At 63.0% G+C, this 24,748-nt stretch carries 21 protein-coding genes, 1 tRNA gene and 1 pseudogene; 12 read left to right on the forward strand and 11 right to left on the reverse strand.

Annotated elements, in window-relative coordinates:
• The 6 genes and pseudogenes from nuoC to C6A77_RS04560 form a co-directional block, all read right to left on the reverse strand.
• Complete coding sequence (nuoC, locus tag C6A77_RS04530; RefSeq protein WP_114168206.1) at positions 1–1,782, reverse strand: NADH-quinone oxidoreductase subunit C/D; 1,782 nt, start codon at positions 1,780–1,782, stop codon at positions 1–3.
• Between the two features lie 78 nt (positions 1,783–1,860).
• Positions 1,861–2,538: an NADH-quinone oxidoreductase subunit B gene (locus C6A77_RS04535; protein WP_003251429.1), complete on the reverse strand. Its 678-nt coding sequence runs from the start codon at positions 2,536–2,538 to the stop codon at positions 1,861–1,863.
• 9 nt (positions 2,539–2,547) lie between these two features.
• Positions 2,548–2,961, reverse strand: a complete 414-nt coding sequence (locus C6A77_RS04540; protein ID WP_003251427.1) for an NADH-quinone oxidoreductase subunit A — start codon at positions 2,959–2,961, stop codon at positions 2,548–2,550.
• Between the two features lie 463 nt (positions 2,962–3,424).
• Positions 3,425–3,595: pseudogene (locus tag C6A77_RS04545) on the reverse strand (lysoplasmalogenase); the annotation flags it as partial.
• A 543-nt stretch (positions 3,596–4,138) separates the two neighbouring features.
• A complete protein-coding gene (gene aceA / locus C6A77_RS04555; protein WP_114168207.1) occupies positions 4,139–5,464 on the reverse strand; it encodes an isocitrate lyase in 1,326 nt (441 codons plus the stop codon).
• Between the two features lie 491 nt (positions 5,465–5,955).
• The gene (locus tag C6A77_RS04560) at positions 5,956–6,720 is read right to left on the reverse strand and encodes a secretin N-terminal domain-containing protein (RefSeq protein ID WP_178082371.1); all 765 of its coding nucleotides are present in this window, start codon (positions 6,718–6,720) and stop codon (positions 5,956–5,958) included.
• A gap of 172 nt (positions 6,721–6,892) precedes the next feature.
• Here C6A77_RS04560 and C6A77_RS04565 point away from each other — a divergent pair, with 172 nt between their 5' ends.
• Together C6A77_RS04565 and C6A77_RS04570 are read left to right on the forward strand one after the other, a co-directional pair.
• Positions 6,893–8,602 (forward strand): S8/S53 family peptidase, encoded by a 1,710-nt coding sequence (locus tag C6A77_RS04565; RefSeq protein ID WP_114168208.1) that lies wholly within the window; start codon positions 6,893–6,895, stop codon positions 8,600–8,602.
• A gap of 82 nt (positions 8,603–8,684) precedes the next feature.
• The gene (locus tag C6A77_RS04570) at positions 8,685–10,127 is read left to right on the forward strand and encodes a SulP family inorganic anion transporter (protein ID WP_114168209.1); all 1,443 of its coding nucleotides are present in this window, start codon (positions 8,685–8,687) and stop codon (positions 10,125–10,127) included.
• A 203-nt stretch (positions 10,128–10,330) separates the two neighbouring features.
• Here the strand turns inward: C6A77_RS04570 and fusA are convergent, their stop codons facing one another.
• The gene (fusA, locus tag C6A77_RS04575; protein WP_114168210.1) at positions 10,331–12,442 is read right to left on the reverse strand and encodes an elongation factor G; all 2,112 of its coding nucleotides are present in this window, start codon (positions 12,440–12,442) and stop codon (positions 10,331–10,333) included.
• A 73-nt stretch (positions 12,443–12,515) separates the two neighbouring features.
• Positions 12,516–12,941, reverse strand: a complete 426-nt coding sequence (locus C6A77_RS04580) for a hypothetical protein (RefSeq protein WP_114168211.1) — start codon at positions 12,939–12,941, stop codon at positions 12,516–12,518.
• Between the two features lie 230 nt (positions 12,942–13,171).
• On the opposite strand from C6A77_RS04580, the gene C6A77_RS04585 reads away from it, so the two are divergent.
• Positions 13,172–13,474: a hypothetical protein gene (locus C6A77_RS04585; protein ID WP_056803283.1), complete on the forward strand. Its 303-nt coding sequence runs from the start codon at positions 13,172–13,174 to the stop codon at positions 13,472–13,474.
• Positions 13,475–13,486: 12 nt separating this feature from the next.
• On the opposite strand, the gene C6A77_RS04590 is transcribed toward C6A77_RS04585, so the two are convergent.
• Both C6A77_RS04590 and gcvA read right to left on the reverse strand, forming a co-directional pair.
• Positions 13,487–14,740, reverse strand: coding sequence for an aspartate aminotransferase family protein (locus tag C6A77_RS04590; RefSeq protein ID WP_114168212.1), 1,254 nt, complete (start codon positions 14,738–14,740; stop codon positions 13,487–13,489).
• A gap of 235 nt (positions 14,741–14,975) precedes the next feature.
• On the reverse strand, positions 14,976–15,872 hold the full coding sequence (gcvA, locus tag C6A77_RS04600) for a transcriptional regulator GcvA (protein ID WP_114168214.1): 897 nt from the start codon (positions 15,870–15,872) through the stop codon (positions 14,976–14,978).
• Positions 15,873–16,127: 255 nt separating this feature from the next.
• Here gcvA and C6A77_RS04605 point away from each other — a divergent pair, with 255 nt between their 5' ends.
• Together C6A77_RS04605 and C6A77_RS04610 are read left to right on the forward strand one after the other, a co-directional pair.
• A complete protein-coding gene (locus C6A77_RS04605; RefSeq protein WP_114168215.1) occupies positions 16,128–17,510 on the forward strand; it encodes an amino acid permease in 1,383 nt (460 codons plus the stop codon).
• A 57-nt stretch (positions 17,511–17,567) separates the two neighbouring features.
• A complete protein-coding gene (locus C6A77_RS04610; RefSeq protein WP_114168216.1) occupies positions 17,568–18,074 on the forward strand; it encodes a hotdog domain-containing protein in 507 nt (168 codons plus the stop codon).
• A 29-nt stretch (positions 18,075–18,103) separates the two neighbouring features.
• Here C6A77_RS04610 and C6A77_RS04615 read toward each other — a convergent pair whose 3' ends face one another.
• A complete protein-coding gene (locus C6A77_RS04615; RefSeq protein ID WP_114168217.1) occupies positions 18,104–19,720 on the reverse strand; it encodes an inorganic phosphate transporter in 1,617 nt (538 codons plus the stop codon).
• A gap of 127 nt (positions 19,721–19,847) precedes the next feature.
• Here C6A77_RS04615 and C6A77_RS04620 point away from each other — a divergent pair, with 127 nt between their 5' ends.
• The 7 genes from C6A77_RS04620 (at position 19,848) to C6A77_RS04650 (ending at position 24,575) form a co-directional block, all read left to right on the forward strand.
• A complete protein-coding gene (locus tag C6A77_RS04620) occupies positions 19,848–20,234 on the forward strand; it encodes a DUF488 family protein (RefSeq protein ID WP_114168218.1) in 387 nt (128 codons plus the stop codon).
• Between the two features lie 187 nt (positions 20,235–20,421).
• Positions 20,422–20,853, forward strand: a complete 432-nt coding sequence (locus C6A77_RS04625; RefSeq protein WP_114168219.1) for a GNAT family N-acetyltransferase — start codon at positions 20,422–20,424, stop codon at positions 20,851–20,853.
• A 69-nt stretch (positions 20,854–20,922) separates the two neighbouring features.
• On the forward strand, positions 20,923–21,312 hold the full coding sequence (locus C6A77_RS04630; RefSeq protein WP_114168220.1) for a helix-turn-helix transcriptional regulator: 390 nt from the start codon (positions 20,923–20,925) through the stop codon (positions 21,310–21,312).
• A gap of 63 nt (positions 21,313–21,375) precedes the next feature.
• A complete protein-coding gene (gene uvrY, locus C6A77_RS04635) occupies positions 21,376–22,014 on the forward strand; it encodes a UvrY/SirA/GacA family response regulator transcription factor (protein WP_027916239.1) in 639 nt (212 codons plus the stop codon).
• A gap of 5 nt (positions 22,015–22,019) precedes the next feature.
• Complete coding sequence (gene uvrC / locus C6A77_RS04640) at positions 22,020–23,843, forward strand: excinuclease ABC subunit UvrC (protein ID WP_114168221.1); 1,824 nt, start codon at positions 22,020–22,022, stop codon at positions 23,841–23,843.
• A 32-nt stretch (positions 23,844–23,875) separates the two neighbouring features.
• Positions 23,876–24,436, forward strand: a complete 561-nt coding sequence (pgsA, locus tag C6A77_RS04645) for a CDP-diacylglycerol--glycerol-3-phosphate 3-phosphatidyltransferase (RefSeq protein WP_013973364.1) — start codon at positions 23,876–23,878, stop codon at positions 24,434–24,436.
• A 63-nt stretch (positions 24,437–24,499) separates the two neighbouring features.
• A tRNA-Gly gene (locus C6A77_RS04650) sits at positions 24,500–24,575 on the forward strand.
• Positions 24,576–24,748: the final 173 nt, after the last annotated feature.

Genomic DNA, 24,748 nt, shown 5'->3' on the forward strand with positions numbered 1-24,748 from the left:
TTAGCGGTCCACGTCAGCCATAACGAAGTCGATACTGCCCAGGTACGCAATGAGGTCGGCGACCATGCTGCCTTTGATCACCGAAGGGATCTGCTGCAGGTGCGGGTAGCTCGGGGTACGGATCCGGGTGCGGTAGCTCATGGTGCCGCCATCGCTCGTCAGGTAGTAACTGTTGATGCCCTTGGTCGCCTCGATCATCTGGAACGACTCGTTGGCCGGCATGACCGGGCCCCACGAGACTTGCAGGAAGTGCGTGATCAGGGTTTCGATGTGCTGCAGGGTGCGCTCTTTTGGCGGCGGCGTGGTCAGCGGGTGGTCCGCCTTGTACGGGCCTTCCGGCATGTTGCGCAGGCACTGGTCGATGATGCGGATACTCTGGCGCATCTCCTCGACACGGACCATGCAGCGATCATAGGCATCGCCGTTGTGGGCCAGCGGTACTTCGAACTCGAAGTTCTCGTAGCCGGAGTAGGGGCGGGCTTTACGCAGGTCGAAGTCGCAACCGGTGGCACGCAGGCCGGCACCGGTGGTACCCCAGGCCAGCGCTTCCTTGGTGTTGTACGCGGCAACGCCGATGGTACGGCCCTTGAGGATGCTGTTCTGCAGGGCAGCCTTTTCGTACTCGTCGAGGCGCTTGGGCAGCCATTCGACGAAGTCCTTGACCAGCTTGTCCCAGCCGCGTGGCAGGTCGTGGGCGACGCCACCGATGCGGTACCAGGCCGGGTGCAGGCGGAAACCGGTGATCGCTTCGATCACCGTGTAGGCGCGCTGGCGGTCGGTGAAGGTGAAGAACACCGGGGTCATGGCGCCGACGTCCTGGATGTAGGTACCCAGGAACAGCAGGTGGCTGGTAATACGGAAGAACTCGGCCAGCATGATGCGAATCACGTCGACCTTCTGCGGCACCTTGATGCCGGCCAGCTTCTCGACCGCGAGCACGTACGGCAGGTTGTTCATCACCCCGCCGAGGTAGTCGATGCGGTCGGTGTAAGGGATGAAGCTGTGCCAGGACTGGCGCTCGGCCATCTTCTCGGCGCCACGGTGGTGGTAGCCGATGTCCGGTACGCAGTCGACGATCTCTTCACCGTCCAGTTGCAGGACGATACGGAAGGCACCGTGCGCGGACGGGTGGTTGGGGCCGAGGTTGAGGAACATGTAGTCCTCGTTGGCGCCCTGACGCTTCATGCCCCAGGCTTCCGGGTTGAAACGTGCCGATTCCTCTTCAAGCTGCTGCTTGGCCAGGGTCAGGCTGTAGGGGTCGAACTCGGTGGCGCGGGCCGGGTAGTCCTTGCGCAGCGGGTGGCCTTCCCAGGTGGGCGGCATCATGATGCGGCTGAGGTGCGGGTGGCCGGCAAAGTCGATGCCGAACATGTCCCAGACTTCGCGCTCGTACCAGTTGGCGTTTGGCCAGATACCGGTCACGCTCGGCAGGTTCAGGTCGCCTTCGCTGAGCGACACCTTGATCATCACATCGCTGTTACGCTCGATCGACAACAGGTGGTAGAACACGCTGAAGTCGGCGGCCGGCAGGCCACGGCGCTGGGTGCGCAGGCGTTCGTCAACGCCGTGCAGGTCGTACAGCATGCTGTACGGCCTGGCGACGCCACGCAGGAAGCTGAGCACTTCCTTGAGTTGCTCGCGCTTGACCCACAGCACGGGCATGCCGGTGCGGGTTTCCTGAGCGACGAATGCTTCGGCGCCAAAACGGTTGTGCAGTTCGACGACCACATCCTGGTCGTCAGCCTTGTAGGGCGGAATGAAAATAGCGTTGTCCGCTGTCATGGTCTCGGTCGCTTTGGGTCAACGTTAAGAATGAAGCCAGGCCGCCGGCTCCGGGGGAGCGGGCGGCAGGTCGCTGGATCAGACTTCGTCGGGGCTGCGCAGGTTGGTTACGGCAATGCGCTGCTCGCGGCGCAGGTCCTTCTGGGCTGGCATCTCGGCACGGTAAATACCTTGATCACCAACAACCCAGGAGAGCGGGCGTCGTTCTTGGCCGATCGACTCCTGCAGCAGCATCAAGCCTTGCAGGAAAGCCTCAGGGCGTGGCGGGCAGCCAGGCACATAGACGTCCACGGGGAGGAACTTGTCGACCCCCTGAACGACCGAGTAGATGTCGTACATGCCGCCGGAGTTGGCGCACGAACCCATGGAGATGACCCATTTCGGCTCGAGCATCTGCTCGTACAGGCGCTGGATGATCGGCGCCATCTTCACGAAGCAGGTACCGGCGATGACCATAAAGTCGGCCTGACGCGGCGAGGCCCGGATGACTTCGGCGCCGAAGCGGGCGATGTCGTGGGGTGCCGTGAAGGCCGTGGTCATTTCCACGTAGCAGCAGGACAGGCCGAAGTTGTACGGCCAGAGGGAGTTCTTGCGACCCCAGTTGACCGCGCCACGCAGCACATCTTCGAGCTTGCCCATGAAGATGTTCTTGTGGACCTGGTCCTCCAGCAGTTGATCGGTGACGGTTTCCCGTTCACCGACCGGGTACTGCTCGTTGGGCGCATCCGGATCGATTCTGGTGAGATTGTATTGCATGCCAAAGCCTCATTGTTTCAGCTTCGCTTGCCGCTTGCGGCGACCTTCGGGAGCCCAATCAAGTGCCCCGACGCGCCATAGGTAGACAAGACCAGCCAACAGAATTGCTATGAAAACGAGTGCTTCGACGAATCCGGTCCAGCCGCTTTCGCGGACGGACACAGACCATGCAAAGAGAAAGAGGGCTTCGATATCGAAGATCACGAACAGCATCGCGACCAGATAGAATTTGGCGGACAGGCGCAGGCGGGCGCTGCCGACGGGCAGCATGCCGGATTCGAAGGGTTCGTTCTTGGCGCGGCCCCAGGCCTTGCTACCGAGCAGGCTGGACAGGCCGAGCATGAAGGCGCACAGGCCGACGACACCCAGGAGGAAGATGGCAAAGCCCCAGTTGTGGGCGATGAGTCCTGCCGAATCGGACATGCTAGAAATCCTTATACAGAGACCCAGCTCTGCAGTCTGAAATAAGTGTAGAGCGGCGACCTGGTGTCGCACATGCAGTGACCAAATGTCGCAGCTGAATCAATCGCGCTGATTTTATGGGTAAAGCCCGTGCAAGTAAAATTTCTGTCGCAAATTTATTCGTAGGATTAAGTACAAAACCTGCTTGTAACTGGCTGAAAGCCTTGAGATTCGGGGATTGCGTGCGGTTTTGTTAATTATGTTTCTTGGTGCGGGTAACGAACTGCAAGTTTCGTAATGATAATTGATATCGTTTACTCTGCTGTCTTGTATTTTGTCTGCCCTGGGCCTTGTAAAGTTCATCTGCGGCTGCCCCCTACTTGCAAACGCAAAAAAATGCCTGTTCTAGCAGCTTCCGACACTGCTCGCACCGCTCTGGGTCAATACTTTACCGATTGAGCGCCGGCTGGCTGATGAAGCGGTCGATCCAGCCGCGATAAGGTGTGGCGGAAGCGCTGCGTAGCCAGGCAATCAGGGCCAGTACCGGAATCGGTTTGGCCAGCAGGCCAAGCAGGGTGTTGTCGCTGGCCCGTACATATAGATAGAGGGCAGCGGCGGCTAGGGCGAGCATCATCAGGTGGCTTGGACGAAGCATGGGCGGTCCTTGCGGCTGTGCTGTCACAAGCATAGACATGATCCTGGGTTTTGCTTTGGCCTGTGCCGGCCCCTTCGCGGGCATGCCCGCTCCCACAGGATCACCACAGTCTTCAATATTTGTGCAGTACTTGTGGGAGCGGGCGCGCCAGCGAAGAGGCCTGCCCAGGCATTCCTGCCGCGACGCCCGCGAGCAATCTTCGGAATTGATGGGATATGCGCGCGAACTGACCATCACAGGCCTGATGGCTGAGAAGCCGATGATGATCTGGGCCACGATGCAGAGCTGGGCATGAAGCACTGAGGTACTACCGACAGGCGCGATTTCTCCTGTGGGAGCGGCCTTGCGTCGCGATTGGGGTGCAAAGCGCCCCCGGGATCGGTGCTTCAGCGCAAGATTGCCGGGGCCGCTCTGCGGCCCTTTCGCGACACAAGGCCGCTCCCACATGTTTGGCGCTGGCCTGTTGCCCGCCAGTACCCGCAAAAAGAAAGGCCCAGGGCTTTCACAAGCCCCGGGCCTTTATCATTCAACAGCTACCTACTATCAGTGGAACTGCTCTTCCTCGGTCGAGCCGGTCAGTGCAGTCACCGACGAAGCGCCGCCCTGGATCACGGTGGTCATGTCGTCGAAGTAGCCAGTGCCCACTTCCTGCTGGTGCGCGACGAAGGTGTAGCCTTTGCTGGCGTCGGCGAATTCCTGTTCCTGCAGTTTCACGTAGGCGGTCATGTCGTTGCGGGCGTAGTCGTGCGCCAGGTTGAACATGCCGTGCCACATGTTGTGGATGCCGGCCAGGGTGATGAACTGGTGCTTGTAGCCCATGGCCGACAGTTCGCGCTGGAACTTGGCGATGGTGGCGTCGTCCAGGTTCTTCTTCCAGTTGAAGGAAGGCGAGCAGTTGTACGACAGGATCTGGTCCGGGTACTCCTTCTTGATCGCTTCGGCGAAGCGACGGGCTTCGTCCAGGTCCGGCTTGGCGGTTTCACACCAGATCAGGTCGGCGTACGGCGCGTAGGCCAGGCCGCGGGCGATGGCCTGGTCGAGGCCGGCGCGTACCTTGTAGAAGCCTTCACGGGTGCGCTCGCCAATCACGAACGGCTGGTCGTACGGGTCGCAGTCGCTGGTCAGCAGGTCGGCGGCGTTGGCGTCGGTACGGGCCAGGATGATGGTCGGTACGCCCGATACGTCAGCGGCCAGGCGCGCGGCCACCAGCTTTTGCACGGCTTCCTGGGTCGGTACCAGTACCTTGCCACCCATGTGGCCGCATTTTTTCACCGAGGCCAGCTGGTCTTCGAAGTGCACGCCGGCAGCGCCTGCCTCGATCATGTTCTTCATCAGCTCGTAGGCGTTCAGCACGCCGCCGAAACCGGCTTCGGCGTCAGCCACGATCGGCGCGAAGTAGTCGACGTAGCCGTCGTCGCCCGGGTTCTTGCCGGCTTTCCACTGGATCTGGTCGGCACGACGGAAGGCATTGTTGATGCGCTTGACCACGGTCGGTACCGAGTCGACCGGGTACAGCGACTGGTCAGGGTACATCGATTCGGCCGAGTTGTTGTCGGCGGCAACCTGCCAGCCGGACAGGTAGATGGCCTGGATGCCAGCCTTGACCTGCTGCACTGCCTGGCCGCCGGTCAGGGCGCCCATGCAGTTGACGAAATCTTTTTCTGGGCGGAAGGACGGGTGGGCACCTTCGGTGACCAGCTTCCACAGTTTTTCTGCACCCAGGCGGGCCAGGGTGTGCTCCGGCTGCAGGGAGCCACGCAGGCGAACGACATCAGCGGCGGTGTAGGTACGGGTCACGCCTTTCCAGCGCGGGTTCTCGGCCCAGTCTTTCTCGAGGGCTGCAATTTGCTGTTCGCGTGTCAGTGCCATGGAAATAAACCTCGTCGCATCGATCTTGGGGTAATTGTGCTGATGCTCGGAGCAGATCAGGGGGCTGACGGCTGTCCTGGTCGCAGGAGTGCGGCGGCGAACGCGAAGGCTCGAAGGGGAAGGGTGTGCAGGGCCAGGCGCAGGTGTGCTCCGGCAGGTCGGCTCGTGGATGCCTTGCTGCGGTGCTACGCGATTGCCGGTACTGCGGTGATGCGCTTCCGTCCCTCGGGACAACTTCTTCGTTGCAGTCGCAATCCCGTCGAACCGCCTTGTGGGCCGTATAGACACGAGACGCCTCCAGGGGTGGGAGGAGCGCGCCTCGAAGGCCCTTGCCAGGGCCCCTGATTAGCGGGAGCGAGGCCATCATGCCCTCGGTAAAAAGACCCTGTCAAATGTTTTGTAGTGGTTTTTTGTGGTTACTACATCTTTGGTCTAATGCGACTTGGCAGTCAGTTTCAAGGCCTTTGGTCGAGGCCCTGAACTGCCTGGGCTCAGTCGAGAAGGTCGACTTTGACACGCAAAGTCATATTTTCACCGCGCTGGGTGCTGTAACTGTGGCTTGACGCGCTGCGCTCGGCCTGGCTCTGCTGGTTGTACCCGGCCAGGGTGATCCATTCGCCAAGCTTGCCGGTGACCGTTGTGTCGGTGCTCTGCACTTTCACTACATCCGCCCGTTCCTGGCTGATGCGGTCATTATTGCTGCTGATTTGCAGACGAACCGTTTCGCCAGTCAACGTCGGGGTGACGTAGAAACCCTGGGTCACGTTGCGGTATTCGGTGTTGCTCTGGATGCGCCCGTAGCCGTCGGTGCTAGTGCTGGTGATCGGGATGCTCTGGCCAACCTGGATCAGCGCCGGCTGGCCTTCGCTGGCCTGTACCTGCTGCATGCCGCCGTCACGGTTGCTGGTGCCATAGTGGATGACGCGCGCATTGCCGCGGTTGTCCTGGAAATTGCTGTCGTTGTTGTCGACGCTGATCAACAGGCGCTTGGGGGCGGTGTCCAGCTGTTGCAGCAAGCTGCGCAGGTCGTCGATGCGCTCGGCGCTGGCGTTGACGATCAGCTTGTTCTCGAACGCCGTGACGCTGCCGTCCTTGCCGATGAATGCCTGCGCGGCGGGCAACAGCTCGGCGCTGCTGCGGTGTTGTAGCGGTACGACTTCGGTGGCGGCGTGGGCGCTGAGGCTGGCGACCAGCAGCAGGGAAGCGAAAAGGGGGCGTAGCGGCATGTCCATGATCTCCGCAGGTGGAAGCAACATGATGGCAAATTTGCTGGCATCTTGCTGGCGCCAGATCAGCGCCTGGCCTTCTGGCTGTCATTATCCGCCAAGCCATGAATTCTCGCTCTGCGGATAATGCGCCTGCGCGCCAGGGCTGAACCTTTGATCAGCCCTGCAAGTCGCAAGCACAGGGAGCGGCGGGAGCTGACGGATGAAGCGTGCACTGATCTTGTTACTGTGCCTGTACAGCGTTGGGCTGCAGGCCGCAGCCGATTCGTTGCGGATCACCCAGCTGCAGCGCTGCGGCGACCTGCTTGATGACGATCAGCAGCAATGGTGCCTGCGTGCGCAAGGGCTGACAGCGGGCATGCCGGCGATCTGGTTGGGTGGGGTGCAGTTGCCGGCAACGGATGTCGAGCGCCAGGGTGACAGGCTGACGCTGAAACTCGCCAAGGGCGCGCAACACAGCGCGCCGCTGTGGCTGGAGGCGGGTGGCCGCAGCAGCAACCCGGTGTGGCTGACCCGTCGGCGCAGCCACGTGGTGGCCGCGGGGCCGAGCGAAGTGGCCAGGAACATGGACGGGCTTGCCACCTACCTCGATCTGGTCAGCCTGTTGATCGAGGAAAAACACGATGGCGCCGCCGAGGCCCGACGTATTGCCGATAAGTACGGTGCGCAGGTCGTCGGCGCCATCCCGCCGCTGAATGTCTACCAGCTGCGCTTGCCAGTGCGTGACCTGGTGCAGCGCGACGCGCTGATCCTGCGCATGGGCAGCGAAGTCAGCGTGGATGCGGTGATCGTCGAGGAGTCCGCCCCGGAGCGCGGCGAGGAGGGTGGCGGGCGCGCGCAGGCGGCCATCGTTCAGGCGGATGAATGGGCTGCCAACCGCTTCATGGACGCCCTGTACTTCTTCCAGCGGCGTATCGCTGCCGCCGCTGTGCCGGTACAGCCGGTGCGGGTGGGGGTGATCGAGCGCGATCTCGACTTCGACGCGCCGGCGTTCGAAAGCTATCGCGGCCGCTGCGACACGGGCCGGACCTGCCTGTACGGCCGCGACGGCGACCGCCCGACCAGCCACGGCAGCCATGTGGCCGGCATCCTGGCAGCGCAGGGCGACGGCTTTCTGCCGGGGCTGGGCAAGCAAAACCCCGGCTTCGATGTCATCGTCGAGCGCAACTCCGATGCCGGCATCACGGCGAACATCGCTGCCTCGGTGAACCTGGTCGAAGACGGCGTGCGGGTGTTGAACTGGAGCTGGGGGATTCACCGGGTCGGGGCGAAGAACGTGAAAGGTGACGAGGTCGATTCGCTGGTGCGTTCCGGGCTGGCGATGAGCGGCTATGAAGAACTGCTCGAAGAGTTCTTCCTCTGGTTGCGGGCCAAGCATCCTGACGTGGTCGTGGTGAACTCGGCCGGTAATGGTGCGTCCTGGTCGGGGACCGATGAGTATCGGCTGCCGTCCTCGTTCATCACCGAGCAATTGCTGGTGGTGGGCGGCCACCAGCGCAGTGACAGACCGGTGCCGGTCGAAGACCCGCGCCATGTGCGCAAACGCCACAGTTCCAACATCGACATGCGCGTGGACATCAGTGCGGCTGCCTGCATCCGCCCGGCGCCGGCCGCCGAGGCGCATTGCGGTACGTCGTATGCGACCCCGCTGGTGACCGCCACCGTGGCGACCATGCTGGCGATCAACCCGGCCCTGACCCCGCAGCAGGTGCGCATGCTGTTGCGGCGCAGCGCCCTTACCCTGGGCGCCGAACAGGATTTCGAAGCCATGGATGCCGAGGACCTGACCGCGCCGATTCTGCCGTCGGAGCGCAACGGCCAATTGCATCACCCCGACCTTGGCCGCTCTGCGCGGCTGGACATGCAGCGGGCGCTGGACCTGGCCGTACAGAGTCGCGACCGGGTGCGTTGAACGGTGGCTGTTGACGGGCAAATTCCGTAACATCGCGGCCCTTGTTTTTGTCCCGTCCGCCCGGACCGCCCCCAGGATGCTCATGAAACCCGCCCGACTCCGCGCCGACCTGCTCGCCGGCCTGACCACCTCGTTCGCCCTGGTGCCCGAGTGTATCGCTTTCGCCCTGGTGGCCCACCTCAACCCGCTGATGGGCCTGTATGGCGCCTTCATCATCTGCACCCTGACGGCGCTGTTCGGCGGCCGGCCGGGGATGATTTCCGGGGCCGCCGGTTCGATGGCGGTGGTGATCGTCGCGCTGGTGGTGCAGCACGGCGCACAGTACCTGCTGGCCACCGTGCTGCTGGGCGGCGTGGTGATGATGCTGTTCGGCCTGTTGCGCCTGGGCAAGCTGGTGCGCTTGGTGCCTTACCCGGTCATGCTCGGCTTCGTCAACGGCCTGGCAATCGTGATCGCGCTGGCCCAGCTCGAGCATTTCAAGCAGGGTGAACACTGGCTCACTGGAATGCCGTTGTACCTGATGATCGGCCTGGTGGCGCTGACCATGCTGGTGGTCTACGTACTGCCGAAGCTGACCCGCGCGGTGCCGCCGGCGCTGGTGGCGATCCTCGGTGTCGGCCTGTTGGTGTACCTGCTCGACCTGCCCACGCGCACCCTCGGCGACATGGCGAGCATCGCCGGTGGCCTGCCGCACCTGGCCCTGCCGGATGTGCCGTGGAACCTGGAAACCCTGAAAATCGTGGCGCCATACGCGGTGCTGATGGCCATGGTCGGCCTGCTGGAAACCTTGCTCACCCTCAACCTTACCGATGAAATCACCGAGAGCCGTGGTTACCCGGACCGTGAGTGCGTTGCGCTGGGTGCGGCCAACATGGTCTCAGGCCTGTGCGGCGGCATGGGCGGTTGCGCGATGATCGGCCAGACGGTGATCAACCTCAGCTCCGCTGGCCGTGGCCGGCTGTCGGGCGTGGTGGCCGGGGGCATGGTGTTGCTGTTCGTGCTGTTCCTGGCGCCGCTGATCGAGCGCATTCCGCTGGCGGCGCTGGTCGGGGTGATGTTCGTGGTGGCGCAGCAGACCTTCGCCTGGGCCTCGCTGCGGGTGCTGCACAAGGTGCCACTGAACGATGTGCTGGCGATCATTGCGGTGACGGTGGTCACGGTGTTTACCGACCTGGCCGTGGCGGTGCTGTTCGGCATCATCATCGCGGCGCTGAACTTTGCCTGGCAGCATGCGCGGGAGCTGTATGCCGACAGCCGCGAGGATGGCGAAGGCGGCAAATATTACCAGGTGCATGGCACGTTGTTTTTCGCCTCGACTGCCTCGTTCCTCGAGCAGTTCGACGCGGCCAGCGACCCGGCCAGGGTCACGTTGGACTGCCAGCACTTGAGCTTTGTCGATTATTCGGCGATTGCGGCGTTGCAGACCCTGCGTGAGCGCTATGCCAAGGCGGGCAAGCATCTGCGCGTGGTGCATTTGTCGGAGCGGTGCAAGAAGCTGTTGAAGCGGGCGGGGGAGCAGCACTGAGGGTTGGTTGTTGGCTGTGCCGGCCTCTTCGCGGCTAAAGCCGCTCCCACAGGGACGGCACAGTATTCACTGGCTGTGTTGTCCCTGGGAGAGCAATTGTCTTGGTCAATTTCTAAAAGCTGGCGCGATCGCGCAGGCCCAGGGCTCACGCAGTACCTGTGGGAGCGGCTTTAGCCGCGAAGAGGCCGGCACAGGCGACTGAATTACTCCCCGCGGTTCTTCTTGACGATGGCGTCGGCGATGCTCGCCGGGGCCTCGGCATAGCGGGTGAACTCCATCGAGAAACTGGCCCGGCCCTGGGTCATCGAGCGCATCGATGTGGCGTAGCCGAACATCTCGCCCAACGGCACTTCGGCGCGTATCACCTTGCCAGCCGGCGTTTCGTCACCGTCCTGGATCATCCCGCGGCGCCGGCTGAGGTCGCCGAGGATGTCGCCCTGATACTCCTCGGGTGTCACCACCTCAACCTTCATCACCGGCTCCAGCAACACCGCGCCGCCTTTCTGCGACAACTGCTTGGTAGCCATCGAAGCGGCAATCTTGTACGCCATCTCGTTGGAGTCGACGTCGTGGTACGAACCATCGAAGACCGCCGCCTTGAGGTTGATCAGCGGGTAGCCGGCGAGTACGCCGTTCTTCATCTGCTCTTCGATACCCTTCTGAATCGCCGGGATGTACTCGCGGGGGACCACGCCGCCGACGATCTCGTTGATGAACTCCAGGCCTTCCTTGCCCTCGTCGCCAGGCGCGAAGCGGATCCAGCAGTGGCCGTACTGGCCACGTCCGCCGGACTGGCGGACGAAACGGCCCTCGATCTCGCAGGTGTTGCGGATCTTCTCGCGGTAGGCCACCTGTGGCTTGCCGATGTTGGCTTCGACGTTGAACTCGCGGCGCATGCGGTCGACGATGATGTCCAGGTGCAGCTCGCCCATGCCCGAGATGATGGTCTGGCCGGTCTCTTCGTCGGTGCGCACGCGGAATGACGGGTCTTCCTGGGCCAGCTTGCCCAGGGCGATGCCCATTTTTTCCTGATCGGCCTTGGTTTTCGGCTCCACCGCCACGGAAATCACCGGGTCGGGGAAGTCCATGCGTTCGAGAATGATCGGTTTGTCCATGTCGCACAGGGTGTCGCCGGTGGTCACATCTTTCATGCCGATCAGCGCGGCGATGTCGCCGGCGCACACGTCCTTGATTTCGGCGCGCTGGTTGGCGTGCATCTGCACCATGCGGCCGATGCGTTCCTTCTTGCCCTTGACCGAGTTGAGCACCGCATTGCCGGAGCTGAGCACGCCGGAATAGACCCGGGCGAAGGTCAGGGTGCCGACGAACGGGTCGGTGGCGATCTTGAACGCCAGCGCCGAGAATGGTTCGCTGTCGTCGGCATGGCGCTCGAGGTGCTTTTCTTCATCATCCGGGTCGGTGCCTTTGATGGCCGGGATTTCCGACGGCGCGGGCAGGTAGTCGATGACCGCATCGAGCATCAGCGGCACGCCCTTGTTCTTGAACGACGACCCGAGAATGGTCGGTACGATCTCGTTGTTCAGGGTGCGTTTACGCAGCCCGGCCTTGATTTCTTCGATGCTCAGCTCTTCGCCATCGAGAAACTTCAAGGTCAGTTCGTCATCGGCCTCGGCCGCTGCTTCGACCATATGCGCACGCCATTCGTCGGCCAGCGCCTGCAGCTCGGCGGGGATGGCTTCTTCGCGGTAACTGGTGCCGTTGTCGGCGTCGTTCCAGTAGATGGCCTTCATCTTCACCAGGTCGATCTGGCCCTGGAAGTTTTCTTCGCTGCCAATGGCCAGCTGGATCGGCACCGGGTGGTGGCCCAGACGCTGGTCGATCTGCCGGACCACACGCAGGAAATCGGCGCCCTGGCGGTCCATCTTGTTGATGTAGGCCAGGCGCGGTACATGGTACTTGTTGGCCTGGCGCCAGACGGTCTCGGACTGCGGCTCGACCCCGTCCGCGCCGCTGAACACCACCACCGCGCCATCGAGCACGCGCAGCGAGCGCTCGACCTCGATGGTGAAGTCGACGTGGCCCGGGGTGTCGATGATGTTGAAGCGGTACTTGTGGGCGAACTGCTTGGTCGAGCCCTGCCAGAAGGCAGTGGTCGCGGCCGAGGTGATGGTGATGCCGCGCTCCTGCTCCTGGGCCATCCAGTCCATGGTCGCGGCGCCGTCGTGGACCTCGCCCATCTTGCGGTTGACCCCGGTGTAGAACAGGATCCGCTCGGTGGTGGTGGTCTTGCCGGCGTCCACGTGGGCGACGATGCCTATATTGCGGTACAGCTCGATGGGCGTTGTGCGGGCCATGGCGGACTACCTGCGGATGGGCGGATTCTCCCACGTTAGCAGACCGGCAGAATCCTGCCGTGCCGCCCGGCCGTCAGTCGGCCTGGGCCTGCAGCAGCCACTGGCCATCCACTTCGCGGGCCAGGCCGCTGGCCGGCAACAGGGCCAGCAGGCGTGTGTGCAGGGCGGCTTCGGTGAAGGTCTTGAGGGTGGCCAGGTCCAGCGCGCCGACCAGGTTGAGTTCGGCCTTGGTGTATGACAGCCAGGCCTTTTTCAGCACCTGGGCGACGTCGCTGCCGGAGGTGCTGGCGAAGCGGCGGTGCCACTGGCGGCCGTCGAAGGTAAAGCTGTGGGCGTGGCTGTAGGTGCTTGCGTCGCCACCCTCGGCGCAACGGTGGCAACGGCACGGGCCTTCGCCGAAGGCGTTGCGCAGGTAGTTGTTGAAGTCCACCACAGGCTTGAGGGACAGGCGTTTGTCGACATCGAACAGGTCGGCGATCAGGGGTTCTTCGGCGCTCACTGGGGATCCTCGTGTGGTGTGGCGTGCATCGGCGGGCACCCTAACAGATCGGGCCTGGCAGATCATCTTTTGCAGGCCTGGCCTCTTCGCGGGCGCGCCCGCTCCCACAGTGATCGCGCCGAACCTTTGTGGGAGCGGGCATGCCCGCGAAGAGGCCGCTAGAGACAACGGAGACCGCCTGCCGTACTCTACGCGCCCATTCGTCTACCTAGTCACCGAGGTAACCCCGCTTGAGCACCAAGTACCCGTACATCGCCACCGTCACCATCAGCGCCGAAGACCGTGGCGGTGATACCGAGGCTTCGGAAAACCCCAACATGCGCGTTGGCCTGGAGGCGGTGACCGAAACCCTGAAGAAGGTGCATTTCGTCGGTACGCTCGCGGCGCCCGAAAAGAATGCCACGCACATCTGCGTGACCCTGGAGAACGGCCTGACCTACTACGGCCCGATCGTCAACGGCCATGCCGAACTCGAAGGCGGCTGGATCGCCTTCGAATCCGACATGCTCACCCCGCAGGAACTGGGCCTGTAAACCCCGTTCTTCTTACGCCCCCAGTTCGGCCAGGCACTGCTCGAGGATATCCAGGCCTTCCTCGAGCACCTCGGCCTCGATGGTCAGCGGTGCCAGCAGGCGGATGATGTGCCGCGCCTTGCCGCTCGGCATCAGCAACAGGCCCTTGGCCCGCGCCGTTTCCATCACCTTGGCCAGTTGCGCGGGCGCCGGGCTGCCGTCGGCGTTGACGAACTCGATCCCGCGCATGGCACCGACCCCGGTCAGGCGGCCGATGAACGGGCTCAGCCCGGTGGCCTTCCAGCGCTCGAAGCGGCGCACGATGGCCTGTTCCTGGCGTTCACCCCAGGTGGCGAGGTGCTCGTCGGTCATCTGCGCCAGGCTGGCCAGGGCTGCCGCGCAGGCAATCGGGTTGCCCGAATAGGTGCCGCCCAAGCCACCCTTGGGCAGTGCCGACAGCAACGCCTTGCGCCCGACCACTGCACCCAGCGGCATGCCGCCGGCAATGCTCTTGGCCAACAACAGCAGGTCGGGTTCGATGCCCAGGCGCGGGAAGGCGAAGCGCTGGCCGGTGCGGCCGAACCCGGACTGGATTTCGTCGATGATGATCAGGATGCCGTGCTCGTCGCAGAAGCGGCGCAGGGCCTGGGCGAACGCTGGGTCAAGGGCGAGGAAGCCGCCTTCGCCCTGCACGGGTTCGAAGATGAAGGCCGCCACGTCTTCGACCGCCAGTTCGACGCTGAACAGCCGCTCCATGGCCTTGAGCGCCTGCTCGCAGGTAACCCCGCTGTCGGCGCTGGGGTAGGGCAGGTGATACACCGGGCCGGGCAGTTCACCCACCCGTTGCTTGTACGGGGCGACCTTGCCGTTGAGGTTCAGGGTGGCCAGGGTGCGCCCATGGAAGCCGCCGTCAAAGGCGATGATGGCGCGTTTGCCGGTAGCCGCGCGGGCCACTTTCAGGGCGTTTTCCGCCGCTTCCGCGCCACTGTTGGTGAGCATGCCGGCCAAGGGGTAGCTGACCGGCACGAACTGGCTCAGTTGCTCCATCAGGGCCAGGTACGGGCCGTGTGGGGCGGCGTTGAAGGCGTAGTGGGTCAGGCGGCTGGCCTGGGCCTGGATCGCCTCGACCACCGCCGGGTTGCAGTGGCCCAGGTTGAGTACGCCGATACCGCCGACGAAGTCGATGTAACGTTTGCCGTCGGTGTCCCAGACTTCGGCGTTACGGCCATGGGAAAGTGTGATCGGGTGAACGATGGCAATGGACTGGCTGATACTTTCCTGGTTCATGAGCACGCGGGACCTTGTTCGAGTTTCTTATTATCCAAGCGTGTCGGCAGGTTATTCCGCAAACGAATTATTCGATTGCGGTCATTCCATGGATTCGTGAACTGGCGGCTGATTTGTATCGCCTGTGCCGGCCTCTTCGCGGGCTCGCCCGCTTCCACAGGTATGCAGCACGCTCGAACATTTGCAGATCCCTGTGGGAGCGGGTTTACCCGCGAAGAGGCCGCTACAGGTTGAATCAATCCCCCTCAGCCACCCGCTCCCGAATCCACTGCACAAAAGCCCGAATCTTCGGCACTTCGGCCGCATGTTCGGCATGTGCGATGAAGTGCCGGCCATTGCTCGCCACCGGGTGGTCCCAGGCCACCACCAGCTTGCCCTCGCTCAGTTCCTCGGCCACCAGGTAGCGCGGAATCAGGGCGATGCCGCAGCCGGCGATAGCGGCGCGGATGCACAGGTAGAACGTATCGAAGCGCGGCCCGTGGTAGCTGTTCTGGCTGTGCAAGCCCAGCCCCAAAAACCATTCGTGCCACGCTTCGGGGCGCGACACGCACTGCAACAGGCGATGTTCGGTCAGTGCCTGGGCGCTGTCGAAACGCTGGCTGGCCAGCAGCTGCGGGCTGCACACCGGCACCACTGCTTCGCTGAACAGTTCGATGCAGGTTGCCCCGGGCCAGGTGCCCTGGCCGAAAAAGAACGCGATGTCGGCCTTGGCCTGCACCAGGTCGAACGGCTCCAGCTCGTTGCGGATGTCCAGGTGAATGCGCGGGTAGCGGTCGCCGAAACCCTTCAGCCGGGGGATCAGCCAGCGCGCGCCGAAGGTGGGCTGGGTGGCGATGCGCAGCACTTCGGTCTCGTCGCCGTAGCTGAGGATGTAGCGGCTGGACATGTCGATCTGGGTGAGGATCTTGTTCACTTCGGTGAGGTACAGCGCACCGGCCGGGGTCAGGTGCAGGCGCCGGCGAATGCGCTGGAACAACGAGTGCGCAAGCATGTCCTCGAGCTGCGCCACCTGCTTGCTGACGGCGCTCTGGGTCAGGTGCAGTTCCTGGGCCGCGCGGGTGAAGCTGAGGTGGCGGGCGGCCGCTTCGAAGCACTGAAGGGCGGTGGTCGAAGGCATCAGGCGTTTGGACATGACGAGCGAATACCGAGCAAAAAAGGAAGGAGTTCATTCCCGAAAAGAATGATGTGGTTCGAAAAGGTCGTTTGTTGACCCCGCTCTATAGATTAATACTGACCTGCATCAACGATTACAACCGGTCGTGCGAAGAGGAGGTCAGTACTGCTTCCGGCATCTGCAAAACAACAAAAAAACAACATCAGAAATTTACAAGAATTCTGCTCCAGTCTTCAGCCGCTCCGCTGCGGCCGACCCATTCGAGGGTTCTTCATGGCTTCGCTAGACAACAACAAACAGCGTTCCCTGCAGCACGGCCTGACGTCCCGTCAGGTTTCCATGATCTCCATCGCCGGCATCATCGGCGCCGGCCTGTTCATCGGTTCCTCCAACGCCATTGCCACCGCCGGCCCGGCCATTCTCATCTCCTACGCCATGACCGGCCTGCTGGTACTGCTGGTAATGCGCATGCTGGGTGAAATGGCCATCGCCAACCCCAACAGCGGCTCGTTTTCCACCTACGCCTCCGAAGCCATCGGCCCGTGGGCAGGCTTTACCATCGGCTGGCTGTACTGGTGGTTCTGGGTGCTGATCATTCCGGTCGAGGCCATTGCCGGCGCCGACATCCTGCATGCCTGGTTCCCGGCTGTGCCGTCTTGGCTGTTCGCCTTCCTGATCATGCTGGTGCTCTCGGCCACCAACCTGGTCAGCGTGAAGAATTTCGGCGCGTTCGAGTACTGGTTCGCGCTGGTCAAGGTGGTGGCGATCATCGCCTTCATCGTGGTTTGCAGCTTGGCAGTGTTCGGCGTCTGGCCGCTGGCCGAGGTGTCCGGGGTCAGCCGGTTGTGGGACAACGGCGGCTTCATGCCCAACGGTTTCGGCACGGTGCTGGGTGGCGTACTGATCACCATCTTCTCGTTCTTCGGCGCCGAAATCGTCACCATCGCCGCTGACGAAACCGCCAACCCGAAAGACAAGATCCGCCGCGCCACCAACCTGGTGGTGTACCGCATCGCCATCTTCTACCTGGCATCGATCTTTCTGGTGGTTTCGCTGGTGGCCTGGAACGACCCGGGGCTGAAAGCGGTGGGTTCGTTCCAGCGCGTGCTGGAAGTGCTGAACGTGCCGGGTGCCAAGCTGCTGGTGGATATCGTGGTGCTGGTGGCCGTGACCAGTTGCATGAACTCGGGCCTGTACACCGCGTCGCGCATGCTCTATTCGCTGGGGGCCCGTGGCCAGGCGCTGAGCGTTACCAAGCGCATCTCTGGCGCTGGCGTGCCGACCGTGGCGGTGATTTTCTCGACCCTGGCCGGCTTTGCCGGGTGCCTGGTCAACTATGTGTTCCCGGGCAAGGTATTCGGCTTCCTGCTGTCTACCACTGGTGCCATCGCCTTGCTGGTGTACCTGGTAATTGCCGTGTCGCAGTTGCGCATGCGGGCCCGTGCCGAGCGTGAAGGACGGCCGCTGGAGCTGAAGATGTGGCTGTTCCCGTGGCTGACCTGGCTGGTGATCGGCACCATCGTCATGGTGCTGGGCTACATGCTGTTCAGCGATGCCTACCGCTACGAGACGCTGATGACCGCCGGAGTGACCGCGTTCATCCTGCTGGTTTCGCTGACCCAACGGCGCGCCAGGATGGTTGCCCAGACGGCGTGAACTTTCTGCTTTAATGGGGGCGTTGCGCGCCCCCCTTTCGATAAGCACAGGAAGCGTATGAACGACCACAGCCTTTCCCTGCAGGCCCTCGCCGCCCCCGACGGCACGTGTTACGGCTGCGGCTGCTCGCACCCCAGCGGCCTGCACCTGCAAAGCCACTGGGACGCCGACGGCGTCCATCTGTTGTGCCGGCATGCACCAGACAGCACCTTCATCGGCTGGCCCGGCCTGGTCTACGGCGGTTTGCTGGCGATGCTGGTCGACTGCCACTCCAACTGGACGGCCATGGCTTACCACTACCGTGCCGAAGGCCGCGAAGCGGGCAGCTTGCCGCGTATCGACTGTGTCACTGGCAGCCTCGGCCTGAATTACCTCAAGCCCACCCCCATGGGCGTCGAACTGTTGCTCAAGGCGCGTGTGGAAGGTGAGGTCGGGCGCAAGACCCGGGTAATCTGTGAGGTCTGGGCCGACGATGTGCTGACCGTGACCGCCGACTCGGTGTTCGTCCGCGTGGACACAGAAAAGCTCAAGCTCGAGGCGCATGACCGACGCATTCGCGGGTAAACCCGCTCCCACAGGGACGGTGTGCAGATTCAGAAAATGTGCTGCAACAGCCAGTACAGGCTGCCGGCCAGCAGCATTGCCGCTGGCAGGGTCAGCACCCAGGCCATCAGCAGGTTGACCAGGGTTCGTGTCTGGATCCCCGACCCATTGGCCACCATGGTCCCGGCCACCCCGGAACTCAACACATGGGTGGTCGACACCGGCAGCCCGAACATGTCTGCCGCGCCGATGGTGCACATCGCCACCACTTCGGCTGAAGCCCCCTGGGCATAGCTGAGGTGGGTCTTGCCGATCTTCTCGCCCACGGTCACGACGATGCGCCGCCAGCCGACCATGGTCCCCAGCCCCAGGGCGATGGCCACGGCCACTTTCACCCACAGCGGGATGTAGCGGGTGGCGTCGTCCAGCTGGGTCTTGAGCAGCAGCACCTGGCTGCGTGTGTCGGCATCGAACGCCACCAGCTGGTGCTTCTCGATCAGGCGGATGGCTTCGCTGGCCAGGTACATGTCGTTACGCACGTTGGCCATGGCTTCGGCCGGTACGCGCTTGAGCGAACCGTAACCCTTTACCTCATCGCCGATGGTGCCGGTCAGCGCAGCCAGTGCCGGGACCAGTTGCGGGCTGGCCTTGGCTTCGCCGATGAACGTGGTGAGCACCTGGCGCGGGTCGGCCGGGGCTGCCTGCGGGTCGTTGCGTACCAGCGCCTGGCGAGTCGCTTCGGCCACTGCGGAAAACTGCAAAGCCTGCTCATTGGGCATGGTCTTGTTCAGTGCGTAGGCCATCGGCAGGGTGCCGACCAGAATCAGCATGATCAGGCCCATGCCTTTCTGGCCGTCGTTGGAGCCATGGGCAAACGACACCCCGGTGCAGGTCAGAATCAGTACGCTGCGGATCCACCACGGTGGTGGTGTCTGACCTTGCGGCGCCTGGTACAGCGCCTTGCGCTTGACCAGCGCGCGCAGGGCCAGCAGCAACAAGGCCGCGCAAACAAAGCCGATCAGCGGCGAGAACAACAGGGCATAACCGACCTTGCTGGCCTGGGCCCAATCCACGCCACTGGTACCCTCGCGCCCGTGCATCAGTGCATTGGCCACGCCCACGCCGATGATCGAACCGATCAGCGTGTGCGAGGAAGATGCCGGCAGGCCCAGCCACCAGGTGCCGAGGTTCCAGATGATCGCCGCCAGCAGCAGGGCGAAGACCATGGCGAAGCCCGCCGAGGAGCCGACCTGCAGAAGCAGCTCTACCGGCAGCAGGGCGATGATGCCGAATGCCACCGCGCCGCTGGACAACAGCACGCCGAGAAAATTGCACAGCCCGGACCACACCACCGCCACCGGTGCCGGCAAGGAATGGGTGTAGATGACGGTGGCCACTGCATTGGCGGTATCGTGAAAGCCATTGACGAACTCGAAGCCCAGGGCGATCAGCAAGGCCAGGCCCAGGAGCAGGAACGGCATGACCGTGGTGATCACCGTGCCGCTTGCCGTCACATCCTGTTTCAGGCTCCAGGCGGTGTAGGCGATGCCGGCCAGCAGCAGGCCGAAGAACAACACCAAGGTGGCGCGCCCAGGCTTGTGCGCAAGCTGCGGGCGGGCATCGCAGGGGGCCAGCTGCGGCTGGCTGGCCAGTGACGGGGTTGCCATGGGGGCTCCGGTTGGCGTTGGCGAGGGTGCCAAAGGCCTTGAGCATAGAAACAATTGGTGAACCGGCCGTGACCTCGATCAATGATTTATCTAGGCTCAAGACGGACGGTAATGACAGGAGAACGCCATGATCCGCTGCAAGCGTGTCTACGCTGCGGTCGCCGAAGAGGACGGCCAGCGCGTGCTGGTCGACCGCCTGTGGCCGCGCAACAAGCGCAAGCAAGACCTGCAGGGGCAGTGGTTGCGCGAAGTTGCACCCTCGGCTGCGTTGCGCAAGGCATTTCACCAGGGTGAAGTGGATTTTGCCGGCTTCACCCAGCGTTACCAGCAGGAGCTGGCAGCCCATCCCGAGCACTGGTACCCGCTGCTGGACCTGGCCGGAAAGGGCACGCTGACATTGCTTTATGCCGGCAAGGACACCGAGCACAACAATGCCCGGGTGCTGGCCGAATGGCTCGAGGATGAACTGGACAAGCGCGGGCCTGGCAGTTCGCCGGTGTGTTATGCCCCATGATTTGATAGTTGTTGTGCTGGCCCTATCGCCGGCAAGCCAGCTCCCAGGTACAGCGCTGCGTTCAAGGTTATTGCTATACCTGTGGAAGCAACTGCTTGTTCAATTTCGAGAAGCTGACGCGTTCCCTGTGGGAGCTGGCTTGCCGGCGATAGGGCCGGGCCTGGCAAACCGAAGAGTCCGAAATGTGATGCCTCTGCAACTGATCCCCGCCAACGACACCCACCGCACCTTCGCCCGCGACCTCACGCGCCGCGCGATGCTGCCTTACTACCGCGAGTTCGATCTGCTGTGGATCGAGCAAGCCTTCGACGAGGCCTGGGGCTGGCGCGAACAATGGCAGGTGACCGAGGACGACACCCTGCTGGGCTTCTGCAGCCTCAGCCAGGACCGGCAGGCGCTGTTCATTCGCGAACTGCACCTGTTGCCCGAGCACCGTGGCCGGGGCGTCGGCAGCTGGGTGTTGGAACAGTTGGCGTTGTGGGCCAGGCAACGCCGCCTGCCGCTGCTGCGCTTGATGGTGTTTCGCAGCAACCCGGCGCGCCTGCTGTATCAGCGTCATGGCTTTGTCGAAATGGGCGAGGACGACTGTTTCGTACGCATGCAGCGCACGATCGGCTAATGGCTCAATGATGGCTTGTCGTGGCTGGAGCGCATGGGCATAGTGACCGTTGGTGAAAGGAGAAACCCTATGAATGGAATCGGTCTGCGCTTGCGCGAAGAACGTGAACGGCTGGGCATGACCCAGCGCGTATTTGGCGATATCGGTGGGGTCGAGCCCAACGCGCAGGGCAAATACGAAAGCGGCGAGCGCACGCCACGGGTTGATTATCTGGCGGCATTGGCGGCCCGGGGCGTGGATGCCCAGTACGTGCTCAGCGGCATCCGCACCCCCGCACCGCTCGACGGCTTGAGCACCGACGAGTCCGGTTTGCTCGCGGCTTTACGCCAGCTGACGCTCGACGATCAGGCGGCACTTTGGCACCTGCTGCGGCGTTTGGCCAATAGCGACAAACCCCGTCAGACAGTGCGGCCGCTCACGGTTGCACATCAGTCGTTTCTGACAGAAGGAATGCGTTAGGCCCGCCGTGAAAAATTTTGTTAAGGTGGCGGGATCCAATCGCCCTGCTGACGAGGTGTGTGCTTGATTAGGGTCTTAGTGGTCGACGATCACGATCTGGTACGAACCGGTATTACACGCATGCTGGCCGACATCGATGGCCTGCAGGTTGTGGGTGAGGGCGATTCGGGCGAGTCGGCGCTCAAGCTGGCCCGCGAGCTGAAGCCCGATGTGGTGCTGATGGATGTGAAAATGCCCGGCATCGGCGGCCTCGAGGCCACCCGCAAGCTGCTGCGCAGCCACCCGGACATCAAGGTGGTTGCGGTGACGGTGTGCGAGGAAGACCCGTTCCCCACGCGCCTGCTGCAGGCCGGGGCCGCCGGCTACCTGACCAAGGGCGCCGGCCTCGACGAAATGGTCCAGGCCATTCGCCTGGCCTTTGCCGGCCAGCGCTACATCAGCCCACAGATCGCCCAGCAGTTGGCGTTGAAGTCATTCCAGCCACAGGGCTCGCCGTTCGATGCCTTGTCGGAGCGGGAAATCCAGATCGCCCTGATGATCGTCGGCTGCCAGAAAGTGCAGATCATCTCCGACAAGTTGTGCCTCTCGCCCAAGACCGTCAATACTTACCGTTATCGGATCTTTGAAAAACTCTCGGTCACCAGCGACGTCGAACTGACCTTGCTGGCCGTTCGCCACGGTATGGTCGACGCAAGCCTGTAAACCTCATGTCTCAAGTGTTTGATGCCAGCGCCTTCCTGGCGACCTGCAGTGGTCGCCCGGGTGTCTACCGGATGTTCGACGGCGAAGCCCGGCTGCTTTACGTCGGCAAGGCCAAGAACCTCAAGAAGCGTCTGGCCAGCTATTTCCGCAAGTCCGGCCTGGCGCCCAAGACCGCCGCGCTGGTGGCGCGCATCGCCCAGGTCGAAACCACCATCACCGCCAACGAAACCGAGGCGCTGCTGCTGGAACAGAACCTGATCAAGGAATGGCGGCCGCCGTACAACATCCTCCTGCGCGACGACAAATCCTACCCCTACGTTTTCCTTTCCGACGGCGAATTCCCGCGGCTGGGCATTCACCGGGGGGCGAAGAAGGCCAAGGGCCGTTACTTTGGCCCGTACCCCAGCGCCGGGGCCATTCGTGAAAGCCTCAGCCTGCTGCAAAAGACCTTTTCGGTGCGCCAGTGCGAGGACAGCTACTACGCCAACCGCACCCGGCCGTGCCTGCAGTATCAGATCAAGCGCTGCAAGGGGCCGTGCACCGGCTTGGTCAGCGCCGAGGAATATGCCGAGGACGTGCGCCACTCGGTGATGTTCCTCGAAGGGCGCAGCCAGCAATTGGGCAACGAGCTGAATGCCGAGATGGAAAAGGCCGCCATGGCGCTCGATTTCGAGAAGGCCGCCGAGCTGCGTGACCAGATCGCCCTGCTGCGCCGCGTGCAGGACCAGCAGTACATCGAAGGCGGCAGCGGCGACGTCGATGTCATCGCCGCCTTCGTCAACCCCGGTGGCGCCTGCGTGCACCTGATCAGCGTGCGCGGTGGGCGGGTGCTGGGCAGCAAGAACTTCTTCCCCCAGGTCGGCATCGAGGAGGAGGTGGCCGAAGTGATGGCCGCGTTCCTGTCGCAGTACTACCTGGGCAATGCCGAACGCGAATTGCCCGGCGAGCTGATCGTCAACGTGGTGCACGAAGACTTCGCCGCCATCAGCGAAGCGCTGCAAACCCTGCGTGGCCGCGAACTGAGCATCAGCCACCGGGTACGTGGCACCCGCGCGCGCTGGCAGCAGTTGGCAGTGACCAACGCCGAACAGGCGCTCAACGCCCGCCTGGCCAACCGCCAGCACATGGCGGCGCGTTTCGAGGCCCTGGCCGAGGTGCTGGGCCTGGACGAAGTGCCGCAGCGCCTGGAGTGCTACGACATCAGCCATTCCAGCGGTGAAGCCACGGTGGCCAGCTGCGTGGTGTTCGGCCCTGAAGGCCCGCTCAAGTCCGACTACCGTCGTTTCAACATCGAAGGTGTCACCGGCGGCGACGACTACGCCGCCATGCACCAGGCCCTGACCCGCCGCTACGGGCGGATCAAGGACGGCGAGGGCAAGCTGCCCGATGTGCTGTTGGTAGACGGTGGCAAAGGCCAGTTGAACATGGCCCGTGACGTGATGCAGGAACTGGGCTTCAGCGAACTGACCCTGCTGGGCGTGGCCAAGGGCGTTACCCGCAAGGCCGGTTTCGAAACCCTGTACCTGAACGATGTGCACCATGAGTTCACCCTCAAGGGTGACTCGCCGGCCCTGCACCTTATCCAACAGATTCGCGACGAAGCCCACCGGTTTGCCATCACCGGCCACCGTGCCCGGCGTGGCAAGGCCCGCCGGGTGTCGAGCCTGGAGGATGTGGCCGGGGTAGGGCCCAAGCGCCGCCGCGACCTGCTGAAACATTTCGGCGGCCTGCAGGAGCTCAACCGCGCCAGTATCGATGAAATCGCCAAAGCCCCCGGCATCAGTAAAAAGCTTGCCGAGTCGATTTATGCCAGCCTGCATAGCGAGTAGAATGCGGGCTCACCTTGCAGCCAGTCGTACCGATGAATATTCCAAACCTGCTCACCGTTCTACGCGTCCTGCTCATCCCGATCTTCATCCTGCTGTTCTATGTGCCCTACCATTGGAGCTACATGGCCGCCAGCAGCGTATTCGCCGTTGCCGCCGCCACCGACTGGCTGGACGGCTACCTGGCGCGTCGCCTGCAGCAGAGCACGCCGTTCGGTGCGTTCCTCGACCCGGTGGCCGACAAGCTGATGGTGGCGGTGGCGCTGGTGCTGCTGGTGCAGACCCACGCCAATTTCTGGCTGACCCTGCCGGCGGCGGTGATCATCGGCCGCGAGATCGTGGTGTCGGCGCTGCGTGAGTGGATGGCCGAACTGGGCGCACGGGCGCATGTGGCAGTGTCCAACCTCGGCAAATGGAAAACCGCGGCACAGATGCTGGCATTGGTGATTCTACTGGCCAACCCGCCGGCAGTGACCTTCTGGGTCATTCTCGGCTACGCGCTGCTGCTGGTGGCGGCGGGGCTGACCTTGTGGTCGATGGTGCACTACCTGCTGGCCGCCTGGCCGCACCTGCGCGAAGGCTCCGAGCAGAAATAAAACTTTTTTGAATCAAGGGGTTGACGCCGTTTTGGAAATCGCTAGAATGGCACCCATCACGACGCGGGAATAGCTCAGTTGGTAGAGCACGACCTTGCCAAGGTCGGGGTCGCGAGTTCGAGTCTCGTTTCCCGCTCCAAAATTAAAGATCTGCAGATTTCCATCAGGGTCTGCAGTCGTGAGAAAAAAAGACCTTTCAGGCTGTGTGAAAGCACACTGGCAGGCCATAGAAAAAACGCCCCGCCTTGTTCGGGGCTTTTTTTTGTGCTGAAAATGGCTCTTCAGCGGCCAAATCTTCCCTTCCCAGAATGG

Origin of the sequence: Pseudomonas sp. AFG_SD02_1510_Pfu_092, assembly GCF_003331055.1 — a bacterium.
Taxonomy (GTDB): Bacteria; Pseudomonadota; Gammaproteobacteria; order Pseudomonadales; family Pseudomonadaceae; genus Aquipseudomonas.